Annotated in this window: 11 protein-coding genes; 8 read left to right on the top strand and 3 right to left on the bottom strand. The window is 71.5% G+C overall.

The genetic code is table 11. From position 1 onward, the window contains the following. Nucleotides 1-280 precede the first annotated feature (280 nt). The 3 genes from B1H19_RS15590 (at nucleotide 281) to B1H19_RS15580 (ending at nucleotide 8,900) form a co-directional block, all read left to right on the top strand. On the top strand, nucleotides 281-3,115 hold the full coding sequence (locus B1H19_RS15590; protein WP_083105319.1) for a discoidin domain-containing protein: 2,835 nt from the start codon (nucleotides 281-283) through the stop codon (nucleotides 3,113-3,115). A 217-nt stretch (nucleotides 3,116-3,332) separates the two neighbouring features. Further along, nucleotides 3,333-7,322, top strand: a complete 3,990-nt coding sequence (locus tag B1H19_RS15585) for an ABC transporter ATP-binding protein (protein ID WP_237289321.1) — start codon at nucleotides 3,333-3,335, stop codon at nucleotides 7,320-7,322. Nucleotides 7,323-7,403: 81 nt separating this feature from the next. Then, on the top strand, nucleotides 7,404-8,900 hold the full coding sequence (locus B1H19_RS15580) for a S28 family serine protease (RefSeq protein ID WP_083105318.1): 1,497 nt from the start codon (nucleotides 7,404-7,406) through the stop codon (nucleotides 8,898-8,900). 65 nt (nucleotides 8,901-8,965) lie between these two features. On the opposite strand, the gene B1H19_RS15575 is transcribed toward B1H19_RS15580, so the two are convergent. Together B1H19_RS15575 and B1H19_RS15570 are read right to left on the bottom strand one after the other, a co-directional pair. Then, nucleotides 8,966-10,813 carry a glycoside hydrolase family 3 protein gene (locus B1H19_RS15575; RefSeq protein ID WP_083105317.1) on the bottom strand — a complete coding sequence of 616 codons (1,848 nt, stop codon included), beginning with the start codon at nucleotides 10,811-10,813 and terminating at the stop codon, nucleotides 8,966-8,968. Nucleotides 10,814-11,004: 191 nt separating this feature from the next. After that, the gene (locus B1H19_RS15570; RefSeq protein ID WP_083105316.1) at nucleotides 11,005-11,847 is read right to left on the bottom strand and encodes a sugar phosphate isomerase/epimerase family protein; all 843 of its coding nucleotides are present in this window, start codon (nucleotides 11,845-11,847) and stop codon (nucleotides 11,005-11,007) included. A 305-nt stretch (nucleotides 11,848-12,152) separates the two neighbouring features. Between B1H19_RS15570 and B1H19_RS15565 the strand changes: the two genes are divergently transcribed. The 5 genes from B1H19_RS15565 to B1H19_RS15545 all read left to right on the top strand — a co-directional run bounded on the left by B1H19_RS15565 (nucleotide 12,153) and on the right by B1H19_RS15545 (nucleotide 19,205). Next, the gene (locus B1H19_RS15565; RefSeq protein WP_083105315.1) at nucleotides 12,153-13,304 is read left to right on the top strand and encodes a Gfo/Idh/MocA family protein; all 1,152 of its coding nucleotides are present in this window, start codon (nucleotides 12,153-12,155) and stop codon (nucleotides 13,302-13,304) included. Beyond that, complete coding sequence (locus B1H19_RS15560; RefSeq protein ID WP_083105314.1) at nucleotides 13,301-14,392, top strand: dihydrodipicolinate synthase family protein; 1,092 nt, start codon at nucleotides 13,301-13,303, stop codon at nucleotides 14,390-14,392. Before B1H19_RS15565 ends, B1H19_RS15560 begins: the two co-directional genes overlap by 4 nt. Continuing rightward, nucleotides 14,389-15,264: a sugar phosphate isomerase/epimerase family protein gene (locus B1H19_RS15555; protein ID WP_083105313.1), complete on the top strand. Its 876-nt coding sequence runs from the start codon at nucleotides 14,389-14,391 to the stop codon at nucleotides 15,262-15,264. Before B1H19_RS15560 ends, B1H19_RS15555 begins: the two co-directional genes overlap by 4 nt. Before the next feature lie 267 nt (nucleotides 15,265-15,531). Further along, the gene (recD2, locus tag B1H19_RS15550; protein WP_083105312.1) at nucleotides 15,532-17,739 is read left to right on the top strand and encodes an SF1B family DNA helicase RecD2; all 2,208 of its coding nucleotides are present in this window, start codon (nucleotides 15,532-15,534) and stop codon (nucleotides 17,737-17,739) included. 176 nt (nucleotides 17,740-17,915) lie between these two features. After that, nucleotides 17,916-19,205, top strand: a complete 1,290-nt coding sequence (locus B1H19_RS15545) for a citrate synthase (RefSeq protein WP_083105311.1) — start codon at nucleotides 17,916-17,918, stop codon at nucleotides 19,203-19,205. Between the two features lie 445 nt (nucleotides 19,206-19,650). On the opposite strand, the gene B1H19_RS15540 is transcribed toward B1H19_RS15545, so the two are convergent. Next, nucleotides 19,651-21,858, bottom strand: a complete 2,208-nt coding sequence (locus B1H19_RS15540) for a heavy metal translocating P-type ATPase (protein WP_418361513.1) — start codon at nucleotides 21,856-21,858, stop codon at nucleotides 19,651-19,653. Between the last annotated feature and the right edge of the window lie 5 nt (nucleotides 21,859-21,863).

The raw sequence follows: 21,863 nt of genomic DNA, 5'->3' as shown, positions 1-21,863 counted from the left end.
GAGCGATTTGGTTCGGCCACCCCGGGGCGTCGGATGGCCGATATTCGATGCCTGCTGCCCCGGTGGCCGATGGATGTGGCCAAACGGGGTGCCCCGGGCGGGGCCGGCGTTTTAAGGTGCCGAGACGTTCGCGAGGCGCGGGGCGGCCCTCTTCCTTCCCGGAGGCGAGGGGCATCCCGGGCGGCCTGCCGGCCTGCCCTCGCGGTGTCCGAAGCGGTGTTCAGGGCGTTCGTGCCGGAGCATGGGGTATGGGCGGCCCGCGCACGTACGACGGAGAGCCATGGATCACTCCCCACCCCCGATGAACCGGCCCGCACCGGCCCCGGCGCGCCCCCGGCCCGTATCCCGCCGGACCCGCAAGCTGATCGCCCCCGTGCTCGCCGCCGCGGTCGTCGCCGTCCTGGCGCCCGCCGCGGCGTCGGTCCCGGCCGCGGGGCCCGTCGCGGATGAAGCTCCCGCACCGGCCGCGTCCCGGCCGCCGGACGGCTCCTGCATGCGGGCCGGCTGGACGGCCACCGCCACGCGCATCGACCCGAAGGACCCCCACCACGCCTTCGTCGGCAACGGCTATCTGGGGCAGCGGGTCCCGCCCAACGGCACCGGATATGCCGCCCCAGGCGGCGCAACGGGCTGGCCGCTCAAGACCCCCGCCTACGACGGCTCCTTCGTCTCCGGGCTGTACGCCAAGGGGCCGAAGAACGTTGCGGGCCGCCAGGCCATCGCGGCGCTCCCCACCTGGACCACGCTCAACGTGACCACCGGCGGTGCCCACCCCGACACCTTCTCCTCCGCCACCGCACCCGGCCGCATCTCCCACTACCGCCAGACCCTCTCCCTCCGCTGCGGCTTTCTGCGCACCTCGCTGACCTGGACCGCCGCCGACGGCCGCACCACCGACCTGGTCTACGACGTCCTCGCCGACCGCACCGACGCCCACACCGCCGCCGTACGGCTGCGGATGACGCCCCACTGGACCGGCCACGCCACCGTCACCGACATCCTCGACGGCCGCGGCGCCCGCCGGATCGCGCCCGCCCACACCGCCGCCACGGCCGACGGCACCATGGACGTCGCCTTCCGCACCGACGGCACCCGCACCGACGGCGCGGTGGCCTCCACGCTGCGCACCGGCCCCGGCGTCCGCTCCGCCGGCACGCCACGCCCGGTGCCCCCGGCCACCACGGGCCCTTCGGGCCACCTGTCCAACAGTCAAAGCCTCTCCTTCCCCGTACGCTCCGGCCGCCCCTACGAGCTGACCAAGTACCTCGGCGTCGACACCGCACTCACCTCCCGCTCCCCGCGCGCCGCGGCCGACGCCGCATCCCAGCGGGCCGCGCGCCGCGGCTGGGACGCCCTCTTCGCCCGGCACACCGCGGCCTGGCGGCGCCTGTGGCGCTCCGACATCGAGGTGACGGGGCACCGCGCCCTTCAGTCCTGGGTGCGCGCCGCGCAGTACGGGCTGCTCTCCAGCACCCGCGCCAACAGCCGCAACAGCATCGGCCCCACCGGCCTGACCAGCGACAACTACGCCGGCGAGATCTTCTGGGACGCCGAGACCTGGATGTACCCCGGCCTCCTGGCCACCCACCCCGCCCTCGCGCGGTCGATCGTCGACTACCGCTACCGGACCCGGGACGCCGCCCGCGCCAACGCCCGCAAGCTCGGCTACGACGGCCTCTTCTACGCCTGGACCAGCGGCGGCAAGGGCGACCTGTGGAGCGAGTGCCACAGCTGGGATCCGCCGCACTGCCGGACCCAGAACCACCTCATGGGCGATATCTCCCTGGCCGCCTGGCAGTACTACGTGGCCACCAAGGACACCGCCTGGCTGCGCTCACGCGGCTGGCCGGTCCTCAAGGGCATCGCCGACTTCTGGACGTCCCGGGCCACCAGGAACCCCGACGGCAGCTACTCCGTCAAGAACGTCGCCGGACCCGACGAATACAGCAACGGCGTCAACGACGCGGTCTTCACCAACGCCGGTGCGGCCACCGCACTCCGGCACGCCACGCGGGCCGCCGCCGTCCTCGGCCTGCACGCCCCGGCCTCCTGGAACGCCCTCGCCGACAAGCTGCGGATCCCCTACGACGCCAAGCACCACCGCTTCCGGCAGTACGCCGGCTACCGGGGCACCACCATCAAACAGGCCGACACCGTCCTGCTGATCTACCCGCTGCGCTGGCCCATGTCCCCCCGGCAGGCGGCAAGCACCCTCGACTACTACGCCGCCCGCACCGACCCGGACGGCCCGGCCATGACGGACTCGGTCCACGCCATCGATGCCGCCGGTCTCGGCGAGCCCGGCTGTTCGACCTACACCTACCTCCTTCGTGCCATCAAACCCTTCGTCCGCGGACCGTTCGCGCAGTTCTCCGAGGCGCGCGGCACCAAGGCCGGCGCCGACGACCCGCACGCCGGCCGGCCCGCGCAGGACTTCCTCACCGGCAAGGGCGGCTTCCTCCAGACCTTCACCTACGGCCTGACCGGCCTGCGAATGGAGGAGGACCGGCTGCGCCTGGACCCGATGCTGCCGCCGCAGCTCTCCGACGGCGTCACCCTCCACGGCCTGCACTGGCAGGGACGCACCTACGACATCGCCCTCCGCGCCCACCACACCACCGTGCGGCTGACCGCCGGTGCACCGATGCGTATCGCCACCCCGGAGGGCGAGAAGGTGGTCAGCCGCGGCCTGCCCGCGGTCCTCAAGACCCGACGGCCCGACCTCGCGGCCACCTCCAACGCCGCCCGCTGCGCCCCGGCCAGGGCGACCTCCGAAGAGCCCGGTATGTACGCGGCCGCAGCCGTCGACGGCAACACCGCCACCGCCTGGACCCCGGACACCCCCACGGCGACCCTCACCGTCGATCTCGGCCGGATCACGACCATCGGCCAGATCACCCCGCACTGGACCGCAACCCGCCCGAAGTCCGCCGTCACCCAGGTCTCCCAGGACGGCAGGCACTGGTACGGCACCGGCTACTCGGGACGGACCCCCGCCCGCTACGTCCGCATCGTCGTGCACAGCGAGGCGCACGGACCGGGTGGCGGAACCCCGCCGAAGCGTCCGGGTCTCACGGAACTGACGGTCAATACCGTCGCGGTCGGTGACCGGTAGGTCTGCTTCTCTTCGGACGTCGTGTCACTCAGCTTCTTCATGTCACTCAGCGTGACCGATCCGCGGCGTCGGCGCCATCGGGGATTTCCCGTATCCGACCCCTGACCGATCCCTTAGACCTCACCGACGCCGGATCAGGGACCTCCCCCATTCCCGGCCATAGGCGAACCGCATTGTTGCAGCGGGATGAAATCTGCTCCGCGAAGCGTTGGCCGTGATGGCACAGGTCGAGATGCGGGAGGCATCGGTGGCGGGGACGGAAGCGGAACGACGCGGCTGGGCGCGGCGGCTGATGCGCGATTGCTGGCAGTACAAGAAGAACGTACTGCTGGCCCTCGGCGCCTCACTCGCCGGGATGGCCGTGATGGCGCTGGTGCCGCTCGTACCGAAGCTGATCATCGACGAGGTGATCGTCAAGCACGACCGCCCGCTCGCGCCGTGGGCCACGCTGCTCATCGTCGCCGCGGTCGTCGTCTACGTCCTCACCTATATCCGCCGCTTCTACGGCGGCCGGCTCGCGCTCGACGCCCAGCACGACCTGCGCACGCGGATGTTCACCGCCATCACCCGGCTCGACGGCCGACGGCAGGACGAGCTGAGCACCGGCCAGGTCGTCGGCCGCGCCACCAGCGACCTCCAGTTGATCCAGGGCCTGCTCTTCATGATCCCGATGATGATCGGGAACGTTCTGCTCTTCCTGATCTCCCTCGTCGTGATGACGGTGCTCTCGCCGCTGCTCACCGTCGTCGCGCTGGCCGTGGCCCCGGCCCTCTGGTACATCGCCAAGCGCAGCCGCGCCCGCCTCTTCCCCGCCACCTGGTACGCCCAGGGCCAGGCGGCCGCGGTGGCCGGCGTCGTGGACGGCGCGGTCACCGGCGTCCGTGTGGTGAAGGGCTTCGGACAGGAGGAGCAGGAGACCGGCAAGCTGCGCGACGTCAGCCGCCGGTTGTTCGCCGGGCGGCTGCGGACGGTCCGGCTCAACGCCCGCTACACCCCCGCTCTGCAGGCCGTTCCGGCGCTCGGTCAGGTCGCCATGCTGGCGCTCGGCGGCTGGATGGCCACCGAGGGACAGATCACCCTGGGCACCTTCGTCGCCTTCTCCACCTATCTCGCGCAGCTCGTCGGCCCGGTCCGGATGCTGGCCATGATGCTCACCATCGGCCAGCAGGCGCGGGCCGGCGTGGAGCGGGTCTACGAACTCATCGACACCGAGCCCACGCTCCGGGAGCGGCCGGATGCGCACGAACTGCCCGCCGACGCCCCGCCCACCGTCGCGTTCGACGCGGTGACCTTCGCCTATACCCCGGCGCCCACGACGACCACCGAGAGCGCCGGAGAAGAGGCCGCGGAGGACGAGGCGAGCACGGAGAGCAGGAGAGCCCCCCGCCCCGTCCTCGACGACTTCTCCCTGCGGATCGAAGCCGGCGAAACGGTCGCCGTCGTCGGCACGTCCGGCAGCGGCAAGTCCACCCTCTCCCTGCTGCTGCCCCGCTTCTACGACGTCTCCGCGGGCCGGGTCCTGGTCGGCGGCCATGACGTGCGCGATCTGACGCTGGACTCGCTGCGCGCCGCCATCGGGCTCGTCCCCGAGAGCAGCTTCCTCTTCTCCGACTCGGTGCGCGACAACATCGCCTACGGTCATCCGGACGCCACCGACGAGCAGGTGCGCACCGCGGCCCGCGCCGCCCAGGCCGACGGCTTCATCTCCGCACTGCCCGACGGCTATGACACCAAGGTCGGCGAACAGGGGCTGACCCTCTCCGGCGGCCAGCGCCAGCGCATCGCCCTGGCCCGCGCCATCCTCACCGACCCGCGGCTGCTGGTCCTGGACGATGCGACCTCGGCGGTCGACGCCCGCGTCGAGCACGAGATACACGGGGCGCTGCGCGGCGTCATGCAGGGCCGTACCACCCTGCTCATCGCGCACCGTGCCTCCACCCTGGCGCTCGCCGACCGCATCGCCGTCCTGGACGGCGGTCGGCTGGTCGACTTCGGCACCCAGGAGGAGCTGGAGCTGCGATGTCCGCTCTACCGCAGGCTGCTGACCGATCCCGACGAGCTGGGCGGTATCGAGCACGACCCGGCCGGCGCGCTGGCCGGCGGTCTCACCGGTGAGTACGCGGCCACCGGGCTGCTGCGGTTCGAGGCGGACGCGCTGGGCGTGCACGAGCTCGAGGCCGACGAGGTCGCGGCGGATCCCGCCGAACGTGCCGGGTCCGACGGCGCGCACGCCCGCACGCCGGCCGGCACCATCACCCCCGAACTCTGGGTCCGCCGCGACCACGGCGCCGAAACGGGCCCGTCCGCTTCCGCCCCCGCGGCCGCCACGGCGGGCGCCCCGGGCATCGGCGCCGCGCTGGCGGGGATGCCGGCGACTCCGGAGCTGCTCGCCAAGGTCGCCGCACTGCCGCCGGCCACCGACGAACCGGACGTCGACGAGGAGCTGGCCGTGCGCCCCGAGCGCTCCTACGGCCTGCGCAGGCTGCTGCACGGCTTCGGCGGGCCGCTGCTGGTCGCCCTGGCGCTGGTCGGCGTGGACGCCCTCGCCGGGCTGCTCGTCCCGATCCTGATCCGGCAGGGCATCGACGAAGGCGTCCGCCGCGGCGTGCTGGCCGGTGTCTGGACGGCCGCGGTGATCGCCCTGGTCGTGGTGCTGGCCCAGTGGGCCGCCCAGGTCGGCTCCAACCGGATGACCGGCCGCACCGGCGAACGGGTCCTGTACTCCCTCCGTCTGAAGATCTTCGCCCAGCTCCAGCGCCTCGGCCTCGACTACTACGAGCGCGAGCTGACCGGCAAGATCATGACCCGGATGACGACGGATGTGGACGCCCTGTCCACCTTCCTCCAGACCGGTCTGGTCACCGCCGTCGTCTCGCTGCTCACCTTCTTCGGCATCCTCGTCGCGCTGCTCGCCATCGACGTCCAGCTGGCCCTGGTCGTCTTCGCCACCCTTCCGCCGATGGTCATCGGCACCTACTTCTTCCGCAGGCAGAGCGTGAAGGCGTACGAGCTGGCGCGCGAGCGGATCAGCGTCGTCAACGGCGACCTCCAGGAGAGCGTCGCCGGACTGCGGATCGTCCAGGCGTTCCGGCGCGAGGGACGGGGCGCCGACCGGTTCGCCGCCCGTAGCGCCGCCTACCGCCAGGCCCGGGTCCGCGGCCAGTTCCTGATATCCGTCTACTTCCCGTTCGTCCAGCTGCTGTCGTCCGTGGCCGCCGCCCTGGTGCTGATAGTGGGCGCCGGCCGGGTCGGCGACAACACGCTGACGGCGGGTGCGCTGGTCGCCTATCTGCTGTACATAGACCTGTTCTTCGCCCCCGTGCAGCAGCTCTCCCAGGTCTTCGACGGCTACCAGCAGGCATCCGTCTCGCTCGGCCGCATACAGGAGCTGCTGCGCGAGCCGGCCACCACCCCGGCCGCCAAGCGGCCGCGCCAGGTGCCGGCCCTGCGCGGCGACATCACCTTCGACTCCGTCCACTTCCACTACGGCAGCGACAGCGACCGGGCCGAGCCGGCGCTGACGGGCATTGACCTGACCATTCCCGCAGGTCAGACCGTCGCCTTCGTCGGTGAGACGGGAGCGGGCAAGTCCACCCTGGTCAAGCTGGTCGCGCGGTTCTACGACCCGACCGCCGGCTCCGTCCGCGTCGACGGCACCGATCTGCGCGATCTGGACCTGACCGACTACCGTCGCCGGCTGGGCGTCGTCCCCCAGGAGCCGTATCTCTTCGCCGGTACGGTGCGCGACGCCATCGCCTACGGCCGCCCGGACGCCACCGACGCCGAGGTGGAGGCCGCCGCCCGCGCCGTCGGCGCGCACGCCATGATCGCCACCCTGGACGGCGGCTATCTCCACGAGGTCGCCGAACGGGGCCGCAACCTCTCGGCCGGTCAGCGCCAGCTGCTCGCCCTGGCCCGCGCCGAACTCGTCGATCCCGACGTGCTGTTGCTGGACGAGGCCACCGCCGCCCTCGACCTGGCCACCGAGGCCGTCGTCAACCAGGCCACCGACCGCCTCTCCGGCCGCCGCACGACCCTGGTCGTCGCCCACCGCCTGACCACCGCGGCCCGCGCCGACCGCGTCGTGGTGATGGACGGGGGCCGGGTCGCCGAGGACGGCACCCACGCCCAGCTCCTGGCCCTCGGGGGCCGCTACGCCGAGTTGTGGCGCAGCTTCACGGGCGAGGAGGAGTCGGTGGCGGTCTGAGAACCGCCGTGCCCGGCCTGGTGGCCGCTCCGTTGCGCCGATAGGTTCAGCCCGACCTTTGCTGTCCCAAGGGGAGGGTGCATGCGCAAGGCCTTCAGATGGCTGCTGTCGCTCGTCGTGCTCATAGGCACGGTGGGGCTCGGCGGCGCATCGGCAGGAGCGGCCACCGCCGCCGAGCCACGGACCACCGACACCGGCCAGGACCACAAGAGCGCGGACCGGAACAGCACGAACAAGAGCAGCACGAACGAGAACAGCGCGGACGAAGACATCAAGGACCGCATTCTCGCGATTCCGGGGATGCACTTCGTCGAGGAGAAGCCGGTCGACGGCTATCGCTATTTCGTCCTCGAATACACCCAGTGGATCGACCACCACGACCATTCCAAGGGGACCTTCCAGCAGCGGCTGACCGTGCTGCACAAGTCGGTCGACCGCCCGACGGTGTTCTTCACCTCCGGCTACAACGTCAGCACCACGCCGACCCGGAGCGAACCCGCCAAAATCATCGACGGAAACCAAGTATCGCTGGAATACCGGTACTTCATCCCGTCGCGGCCGCAGCCGGCCGACTGGACGAAGCTGAACATCCGCCAGGCGGCCACCGACCAGCACCGCATTTTCACCGCACTGCACCGGATCTACCGAAAGCACTGGATCGCCACCGGCGGCAGCAAGGGCGGTATGACCGCCACCTATTACCGTCGCTTCTTCCCGCACGATATGAACGGCACCGTCGCCTATGTCGCGCCCAACGACGTCAATAACGACGAGGACTCGGCCTACGACCGGTTCTTCAAGACCGTCGGGACCGCGCAGTGCCGGACCGCCCTCGCCGCCATCGAGCGCGAGGCACTGGTGCGGCGCACGGAGATGGTGAAGCGTTTCCAGGACTGGGCCGCAAAGGAAAAGCGGACCTTCACAACCGTCGGCAGCGCCGACCGGGCCTATGAAGTCATGGTCACGGACCTGGTGTTCGGCTTCTGGCAGTACCAGCCGGCCGAGGCCGCCTGCGCCAAGGTGCCCGCGCCCACCGTTTCCACGGACGAGCTGTGGAAGTGGATGGACGAGGTCGGCGGTTTCGCCGGTTACACCGACCAGGGCATGGAGCAATTCCTGCCGTACTACTACCAGGCGGGTACTCAGCTCGGCGAGCCCAGCTACGGCTATCCGGAGCTGGCCGGCCTGTTGAAATACCCGGGCATCAACAATTCCCGGACGTTCGTGCCCAAGGACATTCCGATGCACTTCGACAAGCGGGCGATGCCCGATGTCGACCACTGGGTGCGCCATCATGCGAACCGGATGATGTTTGTCAACGGCCAGTACGACCCGTGGAGTTCGGAACACTTCGAACTCGGTAAGGGCGCCCGGGAGTCATTTGTCTTCACCGTTCCCGGTGGCAATCACGGTTCCAACATCGCCAAGCTGAAGGACGCCGACCGGACCAGGGCGACCGCCGAACTCCTCGACTGGGCGGGTGTGACACCCACCGGCGACAAGCCCACCGCACAGGCCCCGTACGACAGGAGACTGGACCGGCAGGACATCCGCCGGATGCCGGTGCTGCAACCGTAGCGAAGGGCGCGCTCTCCGCTCGGAGAGCGCGCCCTTTCCCCGTCCACGCAGCGGGAGATGCCGGGTCAGTACGACAGACCGTGCCCTATCGGATAGAGCACCGTGTCCGGCGCATCCGCCCGCATCACCGGCACCGGCAGCCGGCCCGTCGGCTTCCGCTGTCCGGCGATCACCCGCACCGCGGCCCGCAGCTCCACATCCGTCCACGAATAGCTCGCCAGCCCCGCCTTGACGCCGCCCAGCTGTGCGATGTCGTACGGATTGCGGACCGCCAGCTGCACCACCGGCTTCCCCGTGGCCAGCAGGGCGTCGATCAGCTGCCGCTGCGGCGAGTCCGCCGTGACGTTGTAGGTGGCCACCACGACCGCATCGCGTTCGCGGAGCGCCGCCACCGCCTGGTCGATCAGCGTCTGCGTCGGCGTCAGCCCGGTGGACAGCGCGGTGGCGGTGAAACCCAGCTCGCCGAAGGTGTTCGCCAGCACCGTCGTGGGCGGGCCTCCGGTCCCCGACGGCGGGTCCGCGTCCACGCCCACCACCAGCAACTTGTTTTCCCGTCGCCGCGACAGCGGCAGCACGCCGCCGTCATTGCGCAGCAAGGTCGTGGTGCGCTCCGCGATACGGTCCGCCTGCTGGAGATGACGGCGTATCCCGACGACGCGGTCCACCTCCTCGTGCGTGGTGTACGGGTTGGTGAACAGCCCGCGCCGGTCCTTCAGCAGCAGGATGCGCAGCAGTTTCGCCTCGATGTCGGCCCAGGACAGCTCGCCCTCCCGCAGCGCCTTGAGGACGGCGCCGTGTGCGACGGAGAGATCGGGCGGATTGAGGAGCTGGTCGACACCGGCCTTGAGGGCCAGGACCGGGGCGCGGGCGTCGCCGTACTTCACCCGTACGCCCTCCATGCCCAGCGAATCGGTCACCACGACCCCCCGGTAGCCGAGGCGTTCGCGCAGAATGCCGGTGAGGATCGGGCGGGAGAGGGTGGCCGGGTCCTCGCTGGGGTCGAAGGCGGGCACGACGATATGCGCCGTCATGATGGAGTCGATACCGGCGGCGATCGCGGCCTTGAAGGGCGGCGCGTCCAGCCGCTCCCACTGCTCGGCGGTGTGGTGGATGTACGGCAGCCCGATGTGGCTGTCGGTGTCGGTGTCGCCGTGCCCGGGGAAGTGCTTGGCGCAGGCCGCGACCCCGGCGTCCTGATAGCCCTGCACCTCCGCGGCGACCAGCCGCGCCACCGCCTGCGGGTCGGCGCCGAAGGACCGTACACCGATGACCGGGTTGGCGGCGTTGACGTTCACATCCGCATCCGGCGCATAGTCCTGCCGGATGCCCATCGCATACAGCTCCTCGCCGCCGATCCGGGCGGCCGTACGGGCGTCGCCGCGCGAGCCCGCCGCGCCCAGCGCCATCGCCCCGGGGAAGAGCGTGGCGGGCGCGCCGATCCGGGCCACTATCCCGTGTTCCTGGTCCGTGGAGATCAGCAGCGGCACGGGGACCCGCTGCGCGGTGCCGGCCTTCTGGATGCCGTTGGACAGGTCCGCGATCTGGTGCGGCTCGCGGGTGTTGTGCGCCCAGCCGAAGTAGATGATGCCGCCGACGTGGTACCTGTCGATCAGTTCGGCGGCGTTGGCGACCCCGATCTCCTTCCGGTTCGCGGCGACGTCGTCCGGGTCGGGGTCGGTCGCGGAGTGCCCGTAGACGCGCATCACGAAGAGCTGGCCGACCTTCTCCTCCGGCGTCATCCGCGCGATGAGCCCGCGCAGCCGGGCCTCGGCGGACGGGGCGGGCGCGGCGGAGCGGGGGGAATCCGGCTGGCGGCCGATCTTGGCCCCGGCGGCCCGGGCGGGTGCGGCGCCGGTGGCACAGGCGGCTGCTGCGGCGGCCGCGGTGGTCAGGACGGTACGTCTGGAGTGCATGTGCGCTCCTTCCGGAGGGCTTCCTCGGCGAGATGAAGGAAACGTCCAAGGAGACACGCATAGCCGGAAAGGCATTGCCGGTCAACGACGGGGAACGGGGTGGCGCCCAGGGTTTGCGGGGCGGCGGGGGATGTGTGAAGGACAGGCGGAGCCGGGGCGGCCGGACGGGTGAAGACCGCGGGCGGGCCCGGTCAGGGGGCCGGGGCGGTACCGAGGAGACGCTGGAGGTGGGCACGGCCCGGGGCCAGCAGGGCGGGCAGCTCGGCCGCCGCCGGGTACCAGCGCTTCTCGTACTCCCAGCAGAGCCAGCCGCCGGGTGCGGAGCCGTTGCCCAGCGCGGCCAGGACGTCCGCGAGCGGCAGCCGGCCCGCGCCGAGCGGCAGGGGAGTGGTGTCCTCGGCCGATGCCACGTCCTTGACCTGGACATAGCCCAGATACGGCGCCAGCGCGGCACGGGTGTCGGCGGGCCGCTCGCCGCCGAGCCAGCAGTGCAGCACGTCCCACAGCGCACCGGCCCCGGGATGGCCCACCCGCTTCAGGATCCTGCCCACGGACGCGCCCGTACGGTGCGAGTCATGGGTTTCCAGCAGGACCCGTACGCCCCGGTCGGCGGCGAGCGGCGCCACCGCGGCCAGCCGGCGCGCGGCATCCGCCTCCGCCTCGGCCGCCGGGCGGTCGCCGCCACCGGGGAAGACCCGCACGAACCGCGCCCCCAGATCGGCCGCGAGCAGCACCAGCTCGGTCAGCTCCCGCGCCACCTCGGCCTCGCCCGCGGCGTCCCGGGCCGCGGCCACCCGCGGATATCCGGCGACGGCCAGAACCGCCACGCCCGCGTCAGCGAACTGCCGCCGTACCACGGCCCGTTCACGCATCCCCAGCAGCGGATGCACCGGCTCCTCGGGATGCGCCCGCAGCTCGACGCCCTGATAGCCGGCGTCGCCGGCCAGCCGCAGCACCTCGGGCACCGGCAGGCCCGGCACCCCCAGCGTCGAGAACGCGAACCGCGTCGCCGTACCCGCACCGTCCGTCCGCATGCCCTGCCGCCCTTCGCGCCGATCCGGCGTCACCGCACCGGACGCCGGTCCCGGCCTATCAGCTCCCGCCCGAAGCCGTGCTGCCGCGACGCGCCGGCGGCGGCGAATCCGGCGTGCCCATGAAGTCTTTGACGCACTGTCGACCACCCCTCCCAGCCTTTGCGAAAAGGCTAGCCGCCGCCACTGACAACCGCCGGTGACGCGATGGAGGCCGTGCCGACCTCGGCGCCCCGCGCCCCGGACGGGGCTAGGCTCCGGCCCAGGCCACAGGGATCGAATACCCCGTCCTGAGAGGGGCCCGGACCATGACACGCACGACCGTACGCATCGCCATGAACGGCGTCACCGGACGCATGGGCCACCGCCAGCACCTGGTCCGCTCCCTCCTCGAACTGCGCGAAGAGGGCGGCCTCGACCTCGGGGACGGGACGGTGATCTGGCCCGAACCGGTGCTCGTCGGCCGCTCCGAGCACCGGCTGCGGGCCCTGGCCGAACGGCACGGCCTGCCGGAGTTCAGCTGTGACCTCGACGCCGTACTGGCCGACGACAGCATCGACATCTACTTCGACGCCCAGGTCACCGCCGCCCGCGAGGCGGCGGTGAAGAAGGCGATCGCCGCCGGAAAGCATGTGTACGTCGAAAAACCCACCGCCACCGGGCTGTCGGGCGCCCTGGAGCTGGCCAGGGCGGCGCGCGACGCCGGCGTCCGACACGGCGTCGTCCAGGACAAACTCTTCCTGCCCGGACTGCGCAAACTGCGCCGCCTGGTGGCGGGCGGTTTCTTCGGCCGGATCCTGTCCGTACGGGGCGAGTTCGGCTACTGGGTCTTCGAGGGGGACGGGCAGCAGGCGCAGCGGCCCTCCTGGAACTACCGCGCCGAGGACGGCGGCGGTATCGCGGCGGACATGTTCCCGCACTGGGAGTACGTCCTGCACGAGCTGTTCGGGCCGGTCAGGACCGTCCAGGCGCAGATCACCACGCATATTCCGCGCCGCTGGGACGAGTCGGGGGCGCCCTACGACGCCACCGCCGACGACGCCGCGTACGGCATCTTCGAGCTGGCCGGCGGGATCGTCGCGCAGATCAACTCCTCCTGGGCCGTGCGGGTGCACCGCGACGAACTGGTGGAGTTCCAGGTGGACGGCACCGACGGCTCGGCCGTCGCCGGACTGCGCGGCTGCCGGGTCCAGCACCGTTCCACCACCCCCCGGCCGGTGTGGAATCCGGACATCCCGGCGGACGGAGGCTTCCGACAGCAGTGGCAGGAAGTCCCCGACAACGGGACGTTCGACAATGGATTCAAGGCGCAGTGGGAGCTGTTCCTGCGTCATGTCGTACGCGGCGAGCCCTGGCACTGGGATCTGCTGGCCGGCGCCCGGGGCGTCCAGCTCGCCGAACTCGGCCTGAAGTCGTCGGCCGAGGGCCGGCGCCTGGACGTTCCGGAACTGACCCTGTGACCGCCGCCGCGCGGCCCCGCTCCCGTACGGTTCTCGCCGCCGCCCATGTGGTCCCCGACCCGGCCGCCGACACCGGTCCGCACGGCCCCGCCGTGCTCGACTGGGACGCCACCCTCGCCTTCCGCCACCACCTGTGGTCGCACGGCCTGGGGGTGGCCGAGGCGATGGACACCGCGCAGCGCGGTATGGGCCTGGACTGGCCGGCCGCCGCCGAGCTGATCCGCCGCTCCGCCGCCGAGGCGCGCACCGTGGGCGGCCTGCTGGCCTGCGGCGCCGGAACCGACCAACTCCCGCTCCACGGCGCCTCTCTGGCGGACGTCCGGGCCGCCTACGAGCAACAGCTCGAACTCGTCGAGCAGTGCGGCGGCCGCCCCGTCCTGATGGCGTCCCGGCAGCTCGCCGCGGCCGCCACCGGCCCCGACGACTATCTGGAGCTCTACGGCCATCTGCTGCGCCAGGCCACCGGACCGGTGATCCTCCACTGGCTGGGCCCGATGTTCGACCCGGCACTGGAGGGCTACTGGGGCAGCACGGACCTGGACGCCGCCACCGCCACCCTCGTACGCCTCGTAGCCGACCATCCGCACAAGGTGGACGGCGTCAAGGTCTCCCTCCTGGACGCCGGCCGGGAGATCGGGCTGCGCCGCCGGCTGCCCGCCCCCGTGCGCTGCTACACCGGCGACGACTTCCACTACCCCGAGTTGATCGCGGGCGACGACCAGGGCTTCAGCCACGCCCTGCTGGGGGTGTTCGACCCGCTGGCACCTCTGGCCGCCGCGGCCGTCCGCCTCCTGGACGACGGGGACCGCGACGGTTTCCGGGCCGCCCTGGACCCGACCGTCGCGCTCGCCCGGCACCTCTTCCAGGCGCCCACCCGCTACTACAAGACCGGCGTGGTCCTGCTGGCCTGGCTCGCCGGCCACCAGGCGCACTTCAGCATGGTCGGCGGCCTCCAGTCGGCCCGCTCGCTGCCGCACCTGCGGCGCGCCCACCAACTGGCCGACGAGCTGGGCCTGTTCCCCGACCGGGAGCTGGCCGCCGCCCGGATGGCCGGGCTGCTCGCGGAGTACGGGGCGGAGGACGGATGACCGATGACGACACCGGCGGCACACGAACGGGCCGCCACCGGGACGACGGCCTGCTCTCCCGGCTGAGCCTCAATCAGGAGACCGTCCGCCAGTGGTCGCTGCCGGAACTGGCGGACGGCTGTGCGCGGGCGGGCGTACGGGGCGTGGGCCTGTGGCGGGCGCCGGTGCGGCAGTACGGGGTCGCCGCGACGGCACGGCTCGTACGGGACGCCGGGCTGGCGGTCACCAGCCTGTGCCGGGGCGGGTTCTTCACCGCCGAGGACCCCGGGGAGCGCGCGGCCGCCCTGGAGGACAACCGGGCCGCCATCGAGGAGGCGGCGGCCCTCGGCACCGCCACCCTGGTCCTGGTCTCCGGTGGACTGCCGCCCGGCAGCCGCGATCTGAGCGGCGCCCGGGAACGGATCGCCGAGGCCCTCGCGGAGCTGGCCCCGTACGCCGCCGAGCGGGGCGTCCGCCTGGCGATCGAACCGCTGCACCCGATGTTCGCGGCCGACCGCTGTGTCGTCTCCACCCTGACGCAGGCCCTCGACCTCGCCGAACGCTTCGCCGCCGAGCGGGTGGGGGTGGTGGTGGACACCTACCACCTGTGGTGGGACGACACGGCCGGTGCCGGTATCGACCGTGCGGGCGGTGCGCGGATCGCCGCCTTCCAGCTGGCCGACTGGGTCACCCCGTTGCCCGAGGGCGCACTTCTGGGGCGCGGACAGCTCGGTGACGGGGCGGTGGATCTGCGGTGGTTCCGGGAGCGGGTGGACGGGGCCGGCTACCGGGGGCCGATCGAGGTGGAGATCTTCAGCCCGGCGCTGTGGGCGCGCGACGGGGCCGAGGTACTGGCGGAGATCGTGGAGCGGTTCACGGTGCACGTGGGGTGAGCCCCCGGACTTCCCCCAAGGGACGGCACTTTGGGTAACCGGAAAACAACGCACCGGAAGTGCAACCGTCGGCGGCCCACGGAGGTCATAGCAGGCGTCGGCCTCGACGGGGGAGGAATCCGGGGGGATCCGAAGGCCGACGCGGAGGGGGGAACCGAGGGGCCGGCCACCGGGCGGGCCCCTCGGTCGCATCCGGGGGCCGCCGGGGACGGCTCGGGATCCGCCGCTGCCGGACGCGTTGTCAGACCCCGGCGGTACGGTCGGGGCATGGTCAACGGATCGGTGGTGGAAGGGGTCCTCGAGCGGATCACCTACGCCAATGAGGAGACCGGCTACACCGTCGCGCGGGTCGACACCGGCCGCGGCTCCAGCGATCTCCTCACGGTGGTCGGGGCGTTGCTGGGGGCGCAGCCCGGCGAATCGCTGCGGATGCACGGGCGCTGGGGCTCCCATCCGCAGTACGGCAAGCAGTTCACCTGCGAGAACTACACCACCGTCCTGCCGGCCACCATCCAGGGCATCCGCCGCTATCTGGGTTCCGGTCTCATCAAGGGCATCGGCCCCCGGATCGCCGACCGGATCGTCGAGCACTTCGGCACGGACACGCTGGAGGTCATCGAGAGCGAGCCCGGGCGGCTCGTCGAGGTTCCGGGGCTGGGCCCCAAGCGGACGAAGATGATCGGCGCGGCGTGGGAGGAGCAGAAGGCCATCAAGGAGGTGATGGTCTTCCTCCAGGGCGTGGGCGTCTCGACGTCCATCGCGGTGCGGATCTACAAGAAGTACGGCGACGCCTCCATCTCCGTGGTCCGCAACGAGCCCTACCGGCTGGCCGCCGACGTCTGGGGCATCGGCTTCCTGACCGCCGACCGCATCGCACAGTCGGTCGGCATTCCGCACGACAGCCCGGACCGGGTCAAGGCGGGCCTTCAGTACGCGCTGTCGCAGTCGACGGACCAGGGGCACTGCTTCCTGCCCGAGGAACAGCTGATCGCGGACGCGGTCAAGCTCCTCCAGGTGGACACCGGCCTGGTCATCGACTGCCTGGGGGAGCTGGCGGCGGAGCCCGAGGGGGTGGTGCGCGAGCGGGTGCCGGGCAAGGACGGGGAGCCGGTCACCGCCGTCTATCTGGTGCCGTTCCACCGTGCGGAGATCTCGCTGGCCGGGCGGCTGACCCGGCTGATGCGCAGCGACGAGGACCGTATGCCGGCGTTCGGCGACGTGGTCTGGGACAAGGCGCTGGCGTGGCTGGCGCGGCGTACGGGGGCCGAGCTGGCGCCGGAGCAGCAGGCCGCGGTGCGGCTGGCGCTGACGCAGAAGGTGGCGGTGCTGACCGGCGGTCCCGGGTGCGGCAAGTCCTTCACGGTGCGCTCCGTGGTGGAGCTGGCCCGCGCCAAGAAGGCCAAGGTGGTGCTGGCGGCGCCCACCGGGCGGGCGGCCAAACGGCTGTCGGAGCTGACGGGGGCGGAGGCGTCCACCGTCCACCGCCTCCTGGAGCTCAAGCCGGGCGGGGACGCCGCCTATGACGCGGACCGGCCGCTGGACGCCGATCTGGTGGTCGTCGACGAGGCGTCCATGCTGGATCTGCTGCTGGCCAACAAGCTCGTCAAGGCGGTGCCGCCGGGCGCCCATCTGCTGCTGGTGGGGGACGTCGACCAGCTGCCGTCGGTGGGCGCGGGGGAGGTGTTGCGGGATCTGCTCGCCGACCCGGGCCCGGTGCCGTCCGTGCGCCTGACCAGGATCTTCCGCCAGGCGCAGCAGTCGGGGGTGGTCACCAATGCGCACCGCATCAACTCCGGGGTGCCGCCGCTGACCACCGGGCTGAAGGACTTCTTCCTGTTCGTGGAGGACGACGGTGAGGAGGCCGCGCGGCTGACGGTCGATGTGGCGGCGCGGCGGGTCCCGGCCAAGTTCGGGCTCGATCCGCGTCGGGACGTCCAGGTCCTCACCCCGATGCACCGCGGCCCGGCCGGCGCCGGCGCCCTCAACGGCCTGCTCCAGCAGGCCGTCACCCCCGCCCGCCCCGATCTGGCCGAGCGCCGCTTCGGCGGCCGGGTCTTCCGGGTGGGCGACAAGGTCACCCAGATCAGGAACAACTACGACAAGGGAAGCAACGGCGTCTTCAACGGCACGGTGGGCGTGGTCACGGATCTGAACGCCGAGGAGCAGCGGCTGACCGTGCTCACCGACGAGGACGAGGAGGTCCCCTACGACTTCGATGAATTGGACGAATTGGCACACGCCTATGCCGTGACGATCCACCGCTCGCAGGGTAGTGAGTATCCAGCGGTGGTGATTCCGGTCACCACCGGAGCGTGGATGATGCTCCAGCGCAATCTGTTGTATACCGCCGTGACCCGGGCGAAACGCTTGGTGGTGCTCGTCGGCTCCCGGAAGGCCCTCGGACAGGCCGTGCGCACCGTATCCGCCGGTCGGCGGTGTACGGCGCTCGATCACCGGCTCGCCGGTGCAGTGTGATGTCACTCCTCTTTCCCAATCGGGGCGAACGGGAGCAGGATGGACACCAGCGCGGCACTGAGTGCCGCGATAGGGCCCTATGGCCGACCCCGAGTGCACATCCAAGGTCCAAATGGGGGAAGGTATAGGCAGTCAGGGCACCTCGAAGAAGAGGCACAACGTCGGTGAGGGATGACGTGAGCGACAACTCTGTAGTACTGCGTTACGGGGACGGCGAATACAGCTACCCGGTCGTCGACAGCACGGTCGGCGACAAGGGCTTCGACATCTCGAAGCTGCGCGCCCAGACCGGTCTGGTGACCCTGGATTCCGGTTACGGCAATACCGCGGCATACAAATCCGCGATCACCTATCTCGATGGTGAACAGGGAATTCTTCGTTACCGCGGGTACCCGATCGAGCAGCTCGCAGAGCGCAGCACGTTCGTCGAGACCGCGTATCTCCTGATCAACGGCGAGCTGCCCACCGTCGACGAGCTGGCGAACTTCAAGCAGGACATCACGTACCACACCCTGCTGCACGAGGACGTCAAGCGCTTCTACGACGGCTTCCCCCGGGACGCCCACCCGATGGCCATGCTGTCGTCGGTCGTCAGCGCGCTGTCGACGTTCTACCAGGACAGCCACAACCCGTTCGACGAGAAGCAGCGCCATATCTCCACGATCCGGCTGCTGGCCAAGCTCCCGACGATCGCGGCGTACGCCTACAAGAAGTCGGTCGGCCACCCGGTCGTCTACCCGAGCAACGAGCTCGGCTACGTCGAGAACTTCCTGCGGATGACCTTCTCGGTGCCGGCCGCCGAGTACGACCTCGACCCGGTCGTCGTCAGCGCGCTGGACAAGCTGCTGATCCTGCACGCCGACCACGAGCAGAACTGCTCGACCTCGACCGTGCGCCTGGTCGGCTCCTCGCAGGCGAACCTCTTCGCCTCGATCTCGGCCGGTATCAACGCCCTGTGGGGCCCCCTGCACGGCGGCGCCAACCAGTCCGTGCTGGAGATGCTCGAGGGCATCCAGGCCACCGGCGGCGACGTCGACACCTTCATCCGCAAGGTGAAGAACAAGGAAGACGGCGTGAAGCTCATGGGCTTCGGGCACCGCGTCTACAAGAACTTCGACCCCCGGGCGAAGATCATCAAGGCGGCGGCGCACGACGTCCTCTCCGCGCTGGGCAAGTCCGACGAGCTGCTGGACATCGCCCTCAAGCTGGAGGAGCACGCCCTCTCCGACGACTACTTCGTCGAGCGCAAGCTCTACCCGAACGTCGACTTCTACACGGGTCTGATCTACCGGGCGATGGGCTTCCCGACCGAGATGTTCACCGTGCTCTTCGCGCTCGGCCGGCTGCCCGGCTGGATCGCCCAGTGGCACGAGATGATCAAGGAGCCGGGCTCCCGCATCGGCCGCCCGCGGCAGATCTACACCGGCATCATCGAGCGCGACTTCGTCCCGGTCGAGAAGCGCTGACGGCCGCGCCCTGACAGCAGGCCGCGCGTCCTCGTACGGCGCCGAGCGCAGTAGAAAGCGCCCCGCCTCCGGATCCCCCCACGGGTCCAGAGCGCGGGGCGCTTCCCATGTCCCGGGTCGGATTCCCCCCACGGGATCCGTCCGGGCGTTCGGGTTGCACCGCGATCCGCCGGGACGCGCACATTCGGGAGGGCCGCTCAAAGCTCCCCGGGCGCGTCGCCCCGGCCACGCGTAGCCGTGTCCGATCCCCCAAGATCTGCACGGCCTGTGCAGTGCAAGCCCCGCCGGGGTGCCTGCACCGCCCGGTTAGACTCGCGACCCCCCTCAATGGTTACGTTCCCATGAGTGTGATCTGAGTCTCTTGCCATAAAGGGGCGAATGCGGTCAAGGGTCACGAGTGGGAGATCCATCTCGTGCCGTATGGGTGTTGTGTCAGTTGTGAGAACTATGTGAATGTTCGCAGCCTCAGGCTGTTGGTGACCACGAAGACCGACGAGAACGCCATCGCGGCGCCCGCGATCATCGGGTTCAGCAGCCCGGCCGCCGCCAGCGGCAGCGCCGCCACGTTGTAGCCGAACGCCCAGAACAGATTCCCCTTGATCGTAGCGAGGGTAGCCCGGGCCAGCCGGAGGGCATCGGCCGCCACCCGCAGATCGCCCCGGACCAGCGTGAGATCGCCCGCCTCGATCGCCGCATCCGTGCCGGTGCCCATGGCCAGCCCCAGATCGGCGGCGGCCAGCGCCGCCGCGTCGTTGACACCGTCGCCGACCATCGCGACCGTACGGCCCTCGGCGCGCAGCCGCGCCACGACCGCCACCTTGTCCTCCGGCAGCACCTCGGCGATCACCTCGTCGATGCCGACCTCGGCCGCCACCGCCTGCGCGACTGCGGCGTTGTCGCCGGTCAGCAGGACGGGCGTCAGCCCCAGCGCCCGCAGGGCCCGCACCGCCTCGGCGCTGGTGGGCTTCACTGCGTCAGAGACCGTCAGCACGCCGCGCGCCTCCCCCTCCCAGGCCACCACCACGGCCGTACGGCCCAGCGTCCCGGCCGTGGCCAGCGCCGACCGCAGCTTCGGCGGCAGCGCGATCCCGGCCCGTTCGGCCAGCTGCGCCCGGCCCGCCAGCACCCGGTGTCCGGCCACCGTCCCGCGCACCCCCAGCCCCGGCACATTCTCGAAATCCTCGACGCCGGGCAGGGGTCCGGTCCGCTCCCCGGCGCCCTCCGCGACGGCCCGCGCCACCGGATGCTCCGACGCGTGCTCCAGCGCCCCGCCCAGCCGCAGCAGGTCGTCCTCCGCGACCCCGTCGGCCGTCACGGCCTCCAGGAGCCGCATCCGCCCGCTGGTGACCGTGCCGGTCTTGTCCAGCAGGACGGTGTCCACCCGGCGGGTCGACTCCAGCACCTCCGGCCCCTTGATCAGAATGCCCAGCTGCGCCCCGCGCCCCGTACCCACCAGCAGGGCCGTCGGCGTGGCCAGTCCCAGCGCGCACGGACAGGCGATGATCAGCACTGCCACCGCCGCGGTGAACGAGGCGGCTGCCTCCGCACCGGCCAGCAGCCAGCCGGCCAGCGTGGCCGCCGCGAGTACCAGCACCACCGGAACGAACACCGCCGAGATCCGGTCGGCCAGCCGCTGCACGGCCGCCTTGCCGCTCTGCGCCTCCTGCACCAGCCGCGCGATCCGGGCCAGCTGGGTGTCGCCGCCGACGCGCGTGGCCTCGACCTCCAGGCGGCCCGAGGTATTCACCGTCGCCCCGGTGACACAGTCCCCCGGCGCCACCTCCACCGGGACCGATTCCCCGGTCAGCATCGACGCATCGACGGCGGAGGAGCCCGCCACCACCCGCCCGTCCGTGGCGACGGTCTCCCCGGGCCGTACGACGAAGCGGTCGCCGACCGTCAGCTCGCCCACCGGAACGCGCACTTCCATCCCATCCCGGAGCACGGCCACATCCTTGGCGCCCAGCCGCATCAGCGCGCGCAGCGCCGCGCCCGCCCTCCGCTTCGCGCGGGCCTCCAGATAGCGGCCCAGCAGCAGAAACGTGGTCACCCCGGCCGCGGCCTCCAGATAGATCTCCGAGGGGCCGGCGGTGGAGGAAAGGGTCAGATCGAAGCCGTGCCGCATACCGGGCAGGCCCGCCGTGCCGAAGAACAGCGCCCACAGCGACCAGCCGAAGGCGGCCAGCGTCCCCAGGGAGACCAGGGTGTCCATGGTGGCGGCGCCGTGCCGCAGAGTGGTCCAGGCGGCGCGGTGGAAGGGGGCGCCGCCCCAGACGACGACCGGCGCGGCCAGCGTCAGGGACAGCCACTGCCAGTTGGTGAACTGGAACGCCGGGACCATGGCCAGCACGATCACCGGGACGGACAGGGCGGCGCAGACCGCCAGCCGCCGGCGGAGCGCCGCCGGTTCCTCGCCGGGCGTCTCTCCCGGGGCCTCTTCCGGGGGCGCCTCGGCCGCCGGCGCGGGCTCCGGGGGCGCGGGCCGCACCGCCGTGTAGCCGGTCTTCTCGACCGTCGCGATCAGATCCTCGACCGAGACTCCGTCCGCGCAGGTGATCCACGCTCGCTCCGTCGCATAGTTGACGGTGGCGGTGACGCCCTCCATGCGATTGAGCTTCTTCTCGACCCGTGCGGCGCACGAGGCGCAGGTCATCCCGC

The organism is Streptomyces gilvosporeus (assembly GCF_002082195.1).
In the GTDB taxonomy this organism is placed as follows: Bacteria; Actinomycetota; Actinomycetes; order Streptomycetales; family Streptomycetaceae; genus Streptomyces; species Streptomyces gilvosporeus.
This window is presented reverse-complemented; position numbering and strand designations above follow the sequence as displayed.

Coding starts and splice junctions, on each gene's coding strand:
- B1H19_RS15570 (WP_083105316.1), bottom strand. CDS start 11,847: ATGCGGACGGACGGTGCGGGTACGGCGACGCGGTTCGCGTTCTCGACG.
- B1H19_RS15555 (WP_083105313.1), top strand. CDS start 14,389: ATGACCGATGACGACACCGGCGGCACACGAACGGGCCGCCACCGGGAC.
- B1H19_RS15540 (WP_418361513.1), bottom strand. CDS start 21,858: ATGACCTGCGCCTCGTGCGCCGCACGGGTCGAGAAGAAGCTCAATCGC.
- B1H19_RS15585 (WP_237289321.1), top strand. CDS start 3,333: ATGGCACAGGTCGAGATGCGGGAGGCATCGGTGGCGGGGACGGAAGCG.
- B1H19_RS15590 (WP_083105319.1), top strand. CDS start 281: ATGGATCACTCCCCACCCCCGATGAACCGGCCCGCACCGGCCCCGGCG.
- recD2 (WP_083105312.1), top strand. CDS start 15,532: ATGGTCAACGGATCGGTGGTGGAAGGGGTCCTCGAGCGGATCACCTAC.
- B1H19_RS15580 (WP_083105318.1), top strand. CDS start 7,404: ATGCGCAAGGCCTTCAGATGGCTGCTGTCGCTCGTCGTGCTCATAGGC.
- B1H19_RS15575 (WP_083105317.1), bottom strand. CDS start 10,813: ATGCACTCCAGACGTACCGTCCTGACCACCGCGGCCGCCGCAGCAGCC.
- B1H19_RS15565 (WP_083105315.1), top strand. CDS start 12,153: ATGACACGCACGACCGTACGCATCGCCATGAACGGCGTCACCGGACGC.